Origin of the sequence: Sporolactobacillus nakayamae (genome assembly GCF_900113325.1) — a bacterium.
GTDB classification, from domain to species: domain Bacteria; phylum Bacillota; class Bacilli; order Bacillales; family Sporolactobacillaceae; genus Sporolactobacillus; species Sporolactobacillus nakayamae.
Window position 1 is genome coordinate 248,780 of sequence record NZ_FOOY01000003.1, and the last position, 14,141, is coordinate 262,920.

A 14,141-nucleotide genomic window follows, 5' to 3' on the forward strand; every position below is an offset into this window, starting at 1 on the left:
CCTTCTTTCTGAATACGCACAGACAGGTCAATAGCTCCGGATTCATTAAGTATAGCAACAAGAAAGCTCATGAGTAAGCAAGACGACTCGTTTTCTAATATCTTTTGATTTAAAAGGGATGGACGTTCGTATTGAATTCCTCTATGAGCGGATGCCCGAGCAATGCCATTTCCAGACAATGACGCCGTTCTGGTTCAAAGAAATCCTCGCCCAATATGTCTCTAATTTTCTCAAGTCGATTGTACAATGTCTGACGATGAATAAACAACTTTTTCGCGGTCTCTCCCTTTGAACCCATACACTGAAAATACATAGATAGGGTATCCACCAGATTTAAATGATGCTTATGATCATAGTCGATTAATTGCCCGAGCTGATCCTTTATGAATTCGGAAAGAATCGGATCAGGAACAGCTTTTAGTAACTGATATATCCCCATCTTCCCATAAAAATTGCGTTGCTTCATCGCCGGCACGGTTTGCGAAATTTCGATCACCTGATAGGCTTCTTTAAAGCTGATCCATACATCTAGCAGCCGTGTCCTTGATTTTCCAATACCTACATGAAAACGAAGACTAGGCAACGCCTGTTTGATGTACTTATCCAAACCGTCAATCAAACCTTGAATGTTTTTGTTAATGCTAGTTAGAGAGTCTTTATTGACACGTTCCTTCGCGCATAGTAAAAAGATTTGATTGTTCTTCATCATTAGCAAGTGGTGCATCTGATATCTTTTTAAAAGCGACCGGATCAGGACAAGAATATCTTGATTTCTCGCTTCCATCCGCTCTGGTCCTGCTTCAATGACATTATGTTCAAATTCGATAATTCCCCCGACAAAAATATACCGTTCGCCATTGGGGGAAGGCAGCCCCATCCTCATTTGCGCCTGTTCTTCACTCTCGATCTGCCGACTAAGAATATCTTGAATGAGTTCATTTTGATTGCTTAATATCTTCTCTTCAAGAAACTGTGTGCGGAGAAGAACGGTTGCTACCGCCTTCGCTGTATAATCGATAAGAAGCTTCATATATTCAGTAGGATGAGCCTGATGCAAAATCATGCCGACGCACGAGAACACTTGTCCAAAACATACAACCGGCTGAATCAAGAGATAATGCGTCTCATCCATCTTCCATATTTCGGTTTCTTGAATTTGATCGAAATCTTTCATTTTCTTATTGCAAAATGTATTAATTGTTTCCGCAGTCTCCGACGTCACAGAAGGATAGAACTTATTCGATTCAATTGTTGAGAGATAGACAATCTGCCCGTCAGAATAGCTTTGCAGCAGCCGAAGAATGGCGGGAATATCCGTACTCTGTAAGATCAGCTGCTGCTGTTGCTGTGAAAAGTGTTCCAAATTTTTAAGAAGCCCGAAATGCTGATTGATCAAATAAGAATGGATGTCTTGAGTGATCTCCTCGAACCGTATTGGTTGACGAAATAGAATAAGTGGAAAATCGTGTTGGTCACAAAGCTCAATAATTTTGTCAGGAATTTCATCAATGGTTGTTCCGAACTCAATACAGAGTCCGGATGTTTCATGATCAATAATCTGACGTGTGTATTCCAGTCCTGATTTGACCGAACGCTTCAGCCACAGACCAGTTGTAAGAATCAAATCATGTTTGCTGACATAGGGAGCGGCATGTGTAATCTCAAGAATATGAACCCATCGTACTTCCCGGTATAATCCATGAGCGCCCGCAAGCAGTATTGCTCGTTGGAAAAGCGGTCGTTCAAGCACATCTTTCACACTAAATGGCATTTCGTCCATGCACAGCCCCCCATGTACGTCTCATTTCATTTCATATAATGTCATATTATCTAACACGTACATCAAATGTCAAGTTATTTGCCAAAAGACTAGACAAAACGTATGATGAAATGATTTCTTATTATTTGTAACATTCTAAGTAAGGAATAACTCAAACCCGATCTGATGAATCATTTGTTTTATTGGTCTTGATCGAGGTTACTGATTATTCAATCATTGGTTTTAATTTTTTAACTAGGAGGAATTCATTCATGATTATCGGTATTCCGAAAGAATTGAAGAACAACGAACGTCGCGTCGCAATCACCCCTGCAGGTACGTACCACCTTGTTCAAGAAGGCAATGTGGTCTATGTCGAAACACTTTCCGGCGCAGGCGCAGGATTTTCCGATCAACAATATGAAGAAGCAGGTGCAGTAATCACTTCAGCAGAAAAAGCTTGGTCCGCTGAAATGGTGATCAAAGTAAAAGAGCCAGAACCAGAAGAATACCAATTCTTCCATGAAGGACTGATTCTCTTCACTTATCTCCACCTCGCTCCAGCAGTCGGCGCTGAATTAACAAAAGCTCTTGTTGCCAGCAAAGTGGTTTCAATCGCTTACGAAACCGTTCAACGCGCGGATCGCGTGCTGCCTCTCCTCCAACCAATGAGTGAAGTTGCCGGAAGAATGGCCGTTCAAATCGGTGCTCAGTACCTTGAAAAATTTAGTGACAATGCAGGAAAAGGTATCTTGCTTGGCGGCGTACCTGGCGTATCCCGCGGAAAAGTAACGATCATCGGCGGTGGTATCGTTGGAACGAACGCAGCGAAAATTGCTGTCGGACTCGGTGCTGATGTCACTATTCTTGACATCAGTGCTGACAGATTGCGCGACCTCGATGATATTTTCGGTAATTCGCTGAACACAGTCATGTCAAATCCTTATAATATTGCTGAATCAGTTAAGGAAGCTGATCTTGTTGTCGGCGCGGTTCTGATCCCAGGCGCTAAAGCTCCGAAGCTTGTCACTGAAGAAATGGTTGCCAACATGAAGGAAAACTCGGTTATCGTTGACGTTGCGATTGACCAAGGCGGTGTGGTTGAAACATCAGACCACAGCACAACACATGATGATCCGACTTATACGAAGCACGGTGTCATTCATTATGCCGTTGCCAATATGCCTGGTGCTGTTCCAAACACATCGACACTCGCACTGACAAACGTAACCATTCCTTACGCTGCGAAAATTGCCAGCAAAGGTTATGCAAAGGCGTGTCTCGAAGATGAAGCATTGCTTAAAGGTCTGAACACATTGGATGGCTATGTAACCTTCAAAGCAGTTGCCGACGCTCATGGTTTGGAATACAAATGCGCAAAATCATTGCTTGAAACTGCGAAGGTCTGATTCTTAAACCTAGCTAGTGTATAACCGTTAAACTAGTTATTCTGTGGCTCTTTGATAGTCCTTTTCCTCCTGTTTATATGAACAGGGGGATTTTTTTACTTAAACGCGGGTTGCTGCTTATGATCGTGTCGCATCACATCACTTTATATCAACCAAAGTAAAACGCTCGCAAACAAGAAGCATGTCCACTTTAAATGGTTGACCAATTGATGAGAGCTCTTTTGTAAAAGAATCTTGATGAACCTTCCACCAATAGTCATGAGTCCGGTCTCCTTCGCCTTCTTCCCGAGCGTGCTGCTCAGAAACTTGATTCATTGGAATAATCGCCACTTCAATTGTTTTAGTAATGCAAACGGGTTTGTCCTGACTAGTTAAAATAATGTTATAGTCGCCGACCTTTGGTAATTCTTCATGCTCACGTTCATAGAACACGTAGGCAGAACAAGTTGCTGTCTTTATCCCTTTCGCAACTAAATCTGCCAGCTGATCCGGATCTACGCCAAACTGCCATGCAGACACCGAGACGGGGTGTTTGTTGTCTTTCCAAAAAAGATTCCAATAGTCCTCACAAGCTTTATTCATTTCGGAAATTTTCTCCTCTAAATGAGATATGATTGATCCAAACCGATGGATCATCCTTATTCGCATTGATGCGAATCTGGGATCCGATCGGCATCGTAAGCATCGGATGCGTGTGGCAACAGTCAAAATCAGCAATAATTGGCAATTTGGTTCCATTCAATACCTCAAGCAGCAGGTCAATTGGTTGCTTGTCGGTTCCCTCGTCATCAAATCGCTCATGCTTGCCGAGCAGTATTCCGCCAATTTGTTCAAAGACACCATTGACCTTCAGCAATGAGAAGTTCTTCTCCACTTGCGAGGCTGCTTTCATAGAATCTTCAATGAGCAAGATATCCCCTTTTTGTATTTTCGGCATATAGGGACTTCCCCAAAATCCATTCATCGCATTTAGGTTGCCACCGATCAGTCTTCCCGTGGCCTTTCCGCCATTTATACCGTACCAATGATTAGGACGTCTCTCCTTTTCCCTAGTTTGTACTTCCCAATTCACACCTTCATCAGACCAATAACGAGGCATGGGTATCTTCATAGGAAAAGATGTATGTTCTTGGAACATTGTTTCAAAATAGCTAAATGTTTCATCCACGTAAGGCGGAAATTCTCCAAACGACGGAACAAGAGCAGGTCCATAGAATACCGGACAACCTGTTTGTTCGTATATCGCAAGTAAAAGAGCGGTCACATCTGAATAACCAATCATGATCTTGGGATGCTCTTTAAATGCTTGATAGTCGATATATGGCAGGAGAGAATTTGAATTTGTGCCACCTATAGTTGACATAATCATTTTTATGTCGTCATTTCGAATCAAGGCATTTAATTCTTCAGCGCGTTCCTTAATGGAACCTGAACGATAATGATCCCATTTTTCAGTCAAATTTCCCTCTACGATTTGGAATCCCTTTGATTCAAGAAACCGTTTCGCACGCGCAAAGCGTTTTGGCGATGTTGCTGTAATTGGCGACGATGGAGAGTAAATACCTATTTTGTCTCCTTTGTTCAAAGAGTACAATGAAGACGCTCCCTTCAACTATTTTTGAAAAAAATGCCGACACTAAATTGTCGGCACTACTTCATTCCCTTGAACGATCAAATTGAAGAAGGTTCTAAAATTTATGACTCGATCACTTTTTTGAATACATGGCCGGAACGGTCAAATTCCATTTTTTCCATATAAAAATGATATGCAGATTCGTGCTGCGATTCACTCGAAAGCAAAACACTCGAATAGCCATGATCCATTGCCCACTGCTCAATGAATTGAAGCAGCTGCCCCCCATAATCCTGCGAGCGATACTGCTGATCTGTGACTAGATCGCACACCCAAACCGACGGTCCGCTGTATAGCGTTGTCATTGGCATAAAACCAGTAACAGCGACCAGATAATTTCCTTCAAAAACAGCAAATAGATGATAACTCTCATTTCTAGTCGCCTGCATCACAAGTTCAAGATAGGTCTCTTCATCTAAATCTGTTCGGAGCTGATTCATAACCGGAAAAGCAGCCTTCCATTCCGTCACAGTTCTTAGTTCGCGAATGGTGCTCATTGACGTTCTCCTGAAATTTCAATTGCTGAATGACTTTTATCGAAAAACTTCCGAATGCCAACAACAGCAAAATTCATCATGCAGAACAACTCCTACTTTGTCTTGTTTTATAATTACATGTTCATTGTAAATTGAGATTCATACAAGCGGCTGTAAACTCCGTCACGTTTCAAGAGCTGTTCATGTGTTCCTTGCTCAGTAATTCCATGCTCGGTTACAACAATAATACGATCTGCGTTTTTGATTGTTGCCAAACGGTGTGCAATGATAAGTGTTGTACGCTCTTTCGCCAATTGCTCTAGAGATTGCTGAATCGCCGCCTCTGTTTCTGTATCCAAAGCCGAAGTTGCTTCATCAAGAATAACTATTGACGGATCCTTGAGAAACATCCGTGCAATGGAAAGCCGCTGCTTCTGTCCGCCGGAAAGTTTCACTCCACGTTCGCCGACTACCGTATCCAAACCGTCAGGCATATTGAGAACAGTTTTCTCCAATCGCGCGAGGCGAATCACGTGCCAAATTTCTTCATCGGTTGCATCTAATTTTCCATACGCAACATTTTCGCGGAGTGTACCGGAAAAAAGAAATACATCTTGTTGCACTAGCCCAATATGACTGCGTAACGAAGAGAGTTTAAAATCACGAATATCAATGTCATCAATCGTAATTTTGCCCTCGGTCACATCATAAAAACGTGGAAGTAAGCTGCATAATGTTGTTTTTCCGGCACCCGTAGGTCCAACGAATGCGACAGTCTCTCCAGAATGAATGTGCAGATTGATATGATTCAGCACTTGTTTCTTTCCTTCATACCCAAAGCTGACATTAGTGTAATTAATTCGCCCTTCAATAGATGGAACAGTAATCGCCTGTTCACTGTTCACAATTTCAGGGGCTAAACTTTTCAATTGCAGAAAACGCTTGAATCCGGCAATACCCTTTGGATACAGTTCAATAACGGCGTTAAAATTCTGAATCGGTTGAACAAAAATGTTTGAAAGCAATAAGAAGGCGACAAATTGTCCACTGCTCAGTTCGCCATGAATGACAAACCAAGCCCCACTGATTAATGTGAATAACGTAATGAGGCGCATGAAAAAATAATTTGTTGTTACACTCGTCGCCATAATTTTATAGGAAAATAGCTTCGCTTTTCGATATAATTTATTATTTTCTCGAAAACGCTTTTTTTCATAATCTTCATTCGAAAATGCTTGGACAACACGAATACCGCCGACAGCATTTTCAACATTAGCATTAAAGACAGCGATATCTTGATAGATTTGATCCGAGGCTCTTGTCATTTTTATGTTAAACATAATGATAAAAGAACCTAGAATGGGAACGAGAACAAACGTAATGCACGCGAGCTTCCAGTTGATCGTCAACATCAGGAAAAACGCACCAAGTAGTGACATAATCGCAATAAAAATTTCTTCAGGACCATGGTGAGCAGTCTCACCAATATCAAATAGATCCGTTGTGAGGCGTGACATCATGTGCCCAGTTTTGTTGTTGTCGAAGAAATGAAAAGATTGTCTTTCAATATGCTCGAAAAGTTCTTGGCGTATATCGGTTTCAATATTAATTCCTAGCATATGGCCCCAATAGGTCACCACATAATGCATCAAGGTATTAATAATATAAAACAAAAGCAGGCCTGCTGTGGCGAGCATAATAATCGACCAATCTTTCCCAGGAAGCAGTCGGTCGATCACTTGATTCACCGCCATCGGAAAAACAAGTTCAAGCAGCGCAAGCAGAACTGCGCAAGAAAAGTCGAGAATGAATAATTTCTTGTAGGGTCTGTAATAAGAGAAAAAACGGCGAATCACATAAGTACCTCGCTTTCACCTATTTTAATGTTCAGTTGTCCAAAGATTACGGCTTGCATCTGACGGCATACGCCAATCACCGCGTGGTGACAAACTGACGGTTCCGACTTTCGGTCCGTCAGGAATCGCAGAACGCTTGAATTGCATTGAGAAAAAGCGGCGAATAAATGTTTGAAGCCATTTCTGAATCGTTGCTTCATCATAAGAATCTTTGAACGCAATTTTTGCAAGAAATAGTATTTTTGCAGGTGTGAATCCGCTGCGTACAAAATAATAAAGAAAGAAATCATGCAGTTCATATGGTCCGACAATATCCTCTGTTTTCTGCGCAATTTTTCCTTCGCCATTCTTCGGCAATAATTCAGGAGTTACAGGGGTATCAAGAACATCAAAAAGAATCGCGGCGATTTCCTCACGTGTCTCTTCTTCAGCAACATAGCGAACTAAATAGCGAACAAGTGTTTTTGGGACGGAACAGTTCACAGCATACATCGACATGTGATCACCATTGTAGGTGCTCCAGCCGAGTGCAAGTTCAGAGAGGTCCCCTGTCCCTACAACGAGTCCCCCTTCTTTATTAGCGATATCCATCAATATTTGTGTGCGTTCACGAGCCTGCACATTTTCATAAGTCACATCATGAATTGCAGGATCATGGCCAATATCTTTAAAATGCTGTAGACAAGCAGCCACGATATTCACTTCGCGGAAGTCTGTCTCCAACTTTTTGCAAAGTGAAACGGCATTCTGATAGGTCCGGTCAGTCGTACCGAAGCCTGGTAAAGTAACCGTTATAATATTTTTCCGGTCATAACCGAGTAAATCAAAGGTTTTTACAATCACAAGCAAAGCCAGGGTTGAATCAAGACCTCCGGAAATTCCAATCACGGCATTCTTCAGACCTGTATGTTCCATACGCTTTGCGAGTGCCGCTGCTTGTATGCTGAAGATCTCACTGCAACGCTGCTCTCTTTGCTTCGCATCAGCAGGAACAAACGGATGCTTATCAATTTCCCGATCAAACACTCCGTAATCCATATGCTCAAAGGAATAATTGATTTTTCGAGCTGTCCAGGGCATAGTAGAAGTTGCTTCTCTAAAGCTGATATTCTTTATTCTTTGTAAATTCAATCGATCAATATCAACGATTGATGTCTTAATTTCATTGTCTCTCTGAAAACGCTTGTTTTTATTCAGCATTGTCCCATTTTCAGCGATCAGCAGTTCGCCTCCAAAGACAACATCAGTCGTAGACTCGCCTGTACCCGCTCCTGAATAAATATAAGATGCCATACATTTTGCACTCTGAGATGCCACAAGCGCTTCACGATAACCCGACTTACTCACCACTTCGTTTGAAGCAGAAAGGTTTCCAATTATTTGAGCACCGGCAAGGCTTAGATAGCTGCTTGGAGGTACAACGCTCCACAGATCCTCGCAAATTTCAAATCCAATTTGCAATGCACCGCTCTGGAAAAGCAGATCAATACCAAAGGGGACATCTTTTTGAAAAGACATATCCACAGTATGATTGATGATACCTTTGCCGGAAGTAAACCAGCGCCGCTCATAAAATTCTTCATAATTCGGTATGTAACTCTTTGGAACAATCCCCAAAAGCTTGCCGTCAAATAAGATATATGCACAATTGTAGACAACCGTCTGAGCATAAAGCGGGGCTCCAACAGCAATCAGAATATCTTTGCCCGCACTATAAGCGCATAACTCCCTCACACCTAGTTCCGCTTCATCGAGCAGCTGCTTCTGTAGAAACAAATCCGCACATGTATAAGAAGTAACGCATAGTTCTGGAAAAACAACCAACTTCGCATGCTCATGAACTGCTTTATCAATACATACCTTTATATTCGCCACATTTGCGTGGACATCCGCGACTCGAGTCACTGGGCATGCGGCTGCCGCGCGAATAAAATTCATTGACTCCATCAATATAACCCCCGATTAGAAAACACCTGTAAAGCTCACGTTCATTATTATTCCCCAAAATCAGATCAGACATTGCACAACTGTGCAAAAAGCCTCCCAATATTGGAGAGGCTCTAGAAGCATCAACATCTACTAATTATCAAGCACTAATCTATAAAAGCGATGTACAGAATCAGCTACATTTTAATGCTATATCAAATAATTGTCAATAAATACCTCTATCGTTCAAGATCAACCTTACTCAGCTCTCTTATGCATATGTACGATCACTCGCTCATTTTTAGGGGCATGCAGGTGGCAAGCCGAATAATGTCCCTTTTCTACTTCCACAAACTCCGGACGTTTTTTTGCGCAAATATCCATAACAAATGGACATCGGGTGCGGAAAACACAGCCACTTGGAGGATTAATCGGACTTGGAAGTTCTCCTTTTAGTATGATCCGTTCCCTCTTTTCTTCAATATCCGGATCGGGAATCGGAATTGCCGAAAGCAGTGCCTGTGTGTATGGGTGAAGCGGATTTTCATAGAGATTATGGCTTGAAGTCATTTCAACAAGATTGCCGAGATACATAACGCCAATTCGATCACTGATATACTTAACCATAGAAAGGTCATGAGCGATGAACAGCATCGTCAAACCTTTCTCTAACTGAAGTTGCTTCAGCAGAAAAACTACTTGAGCTTGAACAGAAACGTCCAACGCTGATATCGGTTCATCAGCGATAATAAATTCAGGATTAAGGGCAAGAGCACGAGCAATACCGATTCGTTGCCTTTGTCCTCCGCTGAATTCATGCGGATAACGGTTTAAATAATTTCGATTTAATCCTACCTCTTCCAATAGTTGTTCTACTTTTTCCTTGCGCTCTCTTGCACTTTTGCAGGTCTTGTGAATTTCCATCGGTTCTGCGATTATTTCGAGAACTGTCGAACGCGGATTTAATGATGCATATGGATCTTGAAAAATCATTTGCATAGTGCGATGTAAACGGAATCGTTGATCAGCATTCATCTGATCCACATTCTGACCATTATACTCAATTTCCCCTCCGGTTTTATCATAGAGACCCATAATTGTGCGGCCAAGTGTGGATTTGCCGCAACCTGACTCACCCACAATTCCAAATGTTTCACCAGGCTGAATGGAAAGGCTGACATCGTCAACAGCTTTGAGAACTTGTGATCGATCTATTTCAAAGTACTTTTTTAGCTGGCTTATTTTAAGAAGAGGTACATTTCCCACCATTCATCCTTCCTTCCAATAACGCCTAATCGCGCATAGTTCTTCTTCATAAATTGTTCCTTTAAGTGTGGTCACAATGACTTTTTTTCCGGGAGTCTGCGAATGGATCATTTTTCCATTCCCGTAATAGATACCGACATGATGTACAAAACCCTTCCCCTTTTCATAAGCGAAAAACAGCAGATCACCGGGCAGAATATCTCTTTGATCAATCGCTTCCCCATGCATCGATTGATCATCAGCATCGCGAGGAATGAGATAGCCTGCCGCGCGAAGCATTGAGTAACTGAAGCCCGAACAATCATATCCATAGGCACTCATTCCAGCCCATAAATAAGGAAGATTGATGAATTGACTCGCATAGTAAACAACTTCAGCACCGGTAAGCGGCGATCTCCTTTCAGGAAAAGAAACATCTTGCTTTCTAAGAATAAAGGCTCCTAAAGGAGTGGCCACTTGAACAAACATATCGTTCTCTCCAATTAATGAGAGAAACGTTCCAAAGCTCAAATCCATAAGCGCCTGTTTATCTTTGCTGTAAAGTGTTGCTAACCTCTTTTGCACCATGACGGGTTCAAGTGATTCAGATACATCACAGTCAATCGAATGACTGATTGGCATCCAGCCGGGATACCCGCGCCGATCCTTTGAAAAGTATTGATTTGGAATACAGACCTTTGCCCAGTCTCCTACTTGTTCATCGATAATAATCGGTTCGTTGAAAAGTATCTGTGTTTGCGTTCTCTTTTCTTTACATAGTGCGATGGTTTCTTCACGAGTCATGCCGGAGATCCAGCCGTCCATATCGGGAGGGTTCAAAACAGCAGGCATATCAATTGGCCGAACAGAATCTGGTGACGTCCAAACCGTCGCTACAGGAACAGAGATTCTTCTCCTCAATTTCCCTCTCCTCTCTTTATCTTTTTAAAATTAACTCCGGTGATGCCCAAACCCGGAGCATCAGACAAAGTGATTTGACTTTGTCTGTAGTTTGCGCCTCCCTCAATGGGTTCCGAAGCAAACATGAGTGGTGTATCCAAATCGCAGCGTGTCACATTTACTTTTGCAGCCGCAAAATGGCAGGCTGCAGTCACTGAGACTTTAGACTCAACCATACATCCGACCATACATTCAACACCGTATGTTTCGGCCAGAGTGTTAATTTTTTCCGCTTCTGCGATACCTCCGGCTTTCATTAATTTGATATTAATAATATCGCATCCGTGCATTGCAAGCAGTCGTGCCGCGTCTTTGGGGTTGAAAATACTTTCATCAGCCATAATCGACGTATCCACGTGTTCAGTTACGAGTTTCATTCCTTCGAAATCCCATGATGGAACAGGTTGTTCAATCAACTCGATACCCAGATCCATATCCTCCATCTTTCGAATAATGGCTATTGCATCTTTCGCACGCCAACCCTGGTTGGCATCCAGTCTTAATTTAATCTGGTTGCCAACTGCTTGACGAACGCCGGCAACTCTTTCTAGATCCTCATTAATCGTTGAGTTCCCAACCTTTATCTTCAATGTGGTGAATCCTTGTTTAACGATTTCGTGCGCATCCCGCGTCATTTCATTGACACTATTGACACTAACTGTAAAATCTGTCTCCAGCCTGTTGGCGTTTCCTCCAAGAAATTGATAGAGCGGCATACCTGCTTTCTGCGCAAGGCAATCATAAACCGCAATGTCGACAGCAGCTTTAGCACTTGTATTATGGAGGATTGCTCTATCTATGACTTGGTGAATATGTTCTCTCTTTTCAACTTCAAGTCCGATAATTAAGGGGCGCAGTACCTCCATAATCGTATAGTTGATGCTACCGAGACTGTCACCAGTGATTACGTGTGTCGGCGGAGCCTCGCCAAAACCAATCGTTCCATCATCGCAAGTCAAGCGTACAATCATACTCTCTGCTTTTTCGACTGTTCGAAGTGCGGTTTTAAATGGTTTAATGAGAGGAATAGATAGTTTATCTGTCTGTACGTTTACAATTTTCATACCAAGGTGCCCTCCGTATTATCTGCATAACCTCAAGTTAAATTGCTTAATTGTTATTCGTTTTGCATTCTCAAGTGAACAAATATTCATTATAATTTTTCGCAAATCAAAAAAGGTGTTCTCTTATCTTCTTCAATGAAAAACCGTTTTCCGTGTTCAGGAAAACGGCTTCTTCTGATTTGAGAATCATCAACTCTAAGGATTCCAATTAATCAGGAGACTTAAGTTAGTTAGACTTTGTCGCCCACTTCAGTTCCATATAGCCTACTGGGTGCCGAACAATTCCTTTAACTTTGCTGTTTTGCAATTCGGACTGATTGTAGAAATATACTGGGAAGAGCGGCATTTCTTTCATGAGCAGTTTTTCAGCCTGATACATCAATGCATAGCGTTTCGCATCATTTTTCTCGTTCTTTGCTTCTTTGATCAATTTATCATATTCTTTGTTGCTCCACTGCATGCTGTTCATTGGCATGCCGGTAATGAAATTTTCCAGGAAGTTGATTGGATCGCCGTAATCGGCTAAGAAAGAGCCGCGTGAGAATTGGAATTTGCCTTTCTTTTGATCAACGCCGTAAACGTTCCATTCCATATTGGCTAATTTCACCGATACACCGAGATTCTTCTTGTACATTTCTTGAACCGCTTCTGCAACAGCTTTGTTAATATCGGTTGTATTGTAGGTCAGTGTGATTGGCGGCAGCTTATTATAGCCTTCTTCTTTCATCCCTTCCGCAAGCAGTTTTTTAGCTTCTGAAGGGTCGTATTTATAAAGATTGCCGTTATGGCTACGGAAGTCCTCTCCGCTTGGATCCTTAAATCCGGGAGAAACAAAACCGTATGCCGGATCATTTTTCTGCTTAACAACGTAGTTAACGATTTTTTTGTTATCAACGGCAAGTGCAAAGGCTTTTCTGATTTTGGCATTATCGAATGGTTTCATTTTCACATTCATACTAAAGAAATAGGTGCCCGCTTGTGGACCGACAGTAACCTTTCCCTCTTTAAAGAGTTGATCAGATAGGTCAGGCGGTACACTCGCAGTATCAAGTTCCCCTGTTTTAAACATTTGATATTCAGTATTTGTATCATTGACCATGGCCCAGTCGACTTCATCAAGCTTAACACTTTTCTTATCCCAATAAGTGCCGCTCTTCTTAAATACCATATTTGAATCATGTTTCCATGATGCCAGTTTAAAAGGTCCGTTTCCAACAAATGTCTTGGCATTGGCATACCATTTCGAATCCTTTTCTGCAACTTTTTTGTTTACCGGAAAAAAGGCAGGATTAGAAATCATATTGAGAAAATAAGACTGTGGTGCATTGAGGGTGACCTTTAATGTTTTGTCATCTGTCGCTTTCACTTGTACATCATCAGCGGAGCCTTTTTTCAGGTTATACGCTTCGCCGCCTTTGATTAGGTAGCCCAAGAAGGCTGCAGGTGATGCCGTTTTGGGATTTAACAGTTGTTTCCACGCATATTCAAAATCTCCGGCAGTTAAATCATCACCGTTATCCCATTTCGCGTCTTTACGAATGTGGAATGTATAGGTCATTCCATCTGAAGAAACGTCCCACTTCTCTGCCGATGCAGGATGCGGCTCATTATCCTTACCGAGACGTGTCAAACCTTCCATTAAGTTGTTTAATGCATTCCAAGACACAGAATCAAACCCGATTGGCGGATTGAAAGAAGTTGGTTCCGATCCGTTATTGAGTTTTAAAACCTGTTTTCCGTTCGCTTTCTTGCTCGTTGAATTTGGCTTCGCGGTACATCCGCTGAATGCGAAAACAAGCAAAACTGCCATGCC

11 protein-coding genes are annotated in these 14,141 nt (G+C 42.0%); 1 reads left to right on the forward strand and 10 read right to left on the reverse strand.

Features of this window, described 5'->3' with window-relative positions; translation table 11 throughout:
• Positions 1-109 precede the first annotated feature (109 nt).
• Entirely contained in the window at positions 110-1,780 is a 1,671-nt protein-coding gene (locus BM003_RS01250; protein ID WP_093669265.1) for a PucR family transcriptional regulator, read from the reverse strand.
• 251 nt (positions 1,781-2,031) lie between these two features.
• On the opposite strand from BM003_RS01250, the gene ald reads away from it, so the two are divergent.
• On the forward strand, positions 2,032-3,168 hold the full coding sequence (gene ald / locus BM003_RS01255; protein WP_093669267.1) for an alanine dehydrogenase: 1,137 nt from the start codon (positions 2,032-2,034) through the stop codon (positions 3,166-3,168).
• A 138-nt stretch (positions 3,169-3,306) separates the two neighbouring features.
• Here ald and BM003_RS01260 read toward each other — a convergent pair whose 3' ends face one another.
• The 9 genes from BM003_RS01260 to BM003_RS01300 all read right to left on the reverse strand — a co-directional run bounded on the left by BM003_RS01260 (position 3,307) and on the right by BM003_RS01300 (position 14,138).
• Positions 3,307-3,750 (reverse strand): ASCH domain-containing protein, encoded by a 444-nt coding sequence (locus BM003_RS01260; RefSeq protein ID WP_093669269.1) that lies wholly within the window; start codon positions 3,748-3,750, stop codon positions 3,307-3,309.
• Positions 3,743-4,762, reverse strand: coding sequence for a S66 family peptidase (locus BM003_RS01265; RefSeq protein ID WP_093669271.1), 1,020 nt, complete (start codon positions 4,760-4,762; stop codon positions 3,743-3,745). The genes BM003_RS01260 and BM003_RS01265 overlap by 8 nt, the downstream gene beginning before the upstream one ends.
• 101 nt (positions 4,763-4,863) lie before the next feature.
• Positions 4,864-5,298, reverse strand: coding sequence for a GNAT family N-acetyltransferase (locus BM003_RS01270; protein ID WP_093669273.1), 435 nt, complete (start codon positions 5,296-5,298; stop codon positions 4,864-4,866).
• Positions 5,299-5,411: 113 nt separating this feature from the next.
• On the reverse strand, positions 5,412-7,133 hold the full coding sequence (locus BM003_RS01275; protein ID WP_093669275.1) for an ABC transporter ATP-binding protein: 1,722 nt from the start codon (positions 7,131-7,133) through the stop codon (positions 5,412-5,414).
• Positions 7,134-7,157: 24 nt separating this feature from the next.
• Positions 7,158-9,080, reverse strand: a complete 1,923-nt coding sequence (locus tag BM003_RS01280) for an NAD(+) synthase (RefSeq protein ID WP_093669277.1) — start codon at positions 9,078-9,080, stop codon at positions 7,158-7,160.
• Between the two features lie 237 nt (positions 9,081-9,317).
• Positions 9,318-10,328 (reverse strand): ABC transporter ATP-binding protein, encoded by a 1,011-nt coding sequence (locus tag BM003_RS01285; protein ID WP_093669279.1) that lies wholly within the window; start codon positions 10,326-10,328, stop codon positions 9,318-9,320.
• A complete protein-coding gene (locus BM003_RS01290; protein ID WP_245733977.1) occupies positions 10,329-11,225 on the reverse strand; it encodes a C40 family peptidase in 897 nt (298 codons plus the stop codon).
• Complete coding sequence (locus tag BM003_RS01295) at positions 11,222-12,328, reverse strand: mandelate racemase/muconate lactonizing enzyme family protein (RefSeq protein WP_093669281.1); 1,107 nt, start codon at positions 12,326-12,328, stop codon at positions 11,222-11,224. The genes BM003_RS01290 and BM003_RS01295 overlap by 4 nt, the downstream gene beginning before the upstream one ends.
• A gap of 226 nt (positions 12,329-12,554) precedes the next feature.
• Complete coding sequence (locus BM003_RS01300; RefSeq protein ID WP_093669688.1) at positions 12,555-14,138, reverse strand: peptide ABC transporter substrate-binding protein; 1,584 nt, start codon at positions 14,136-14,138, stop codon at positions 12,555-12,557.
• Positions 14,139-14,141: the final 3 nt, after the last annotated feature.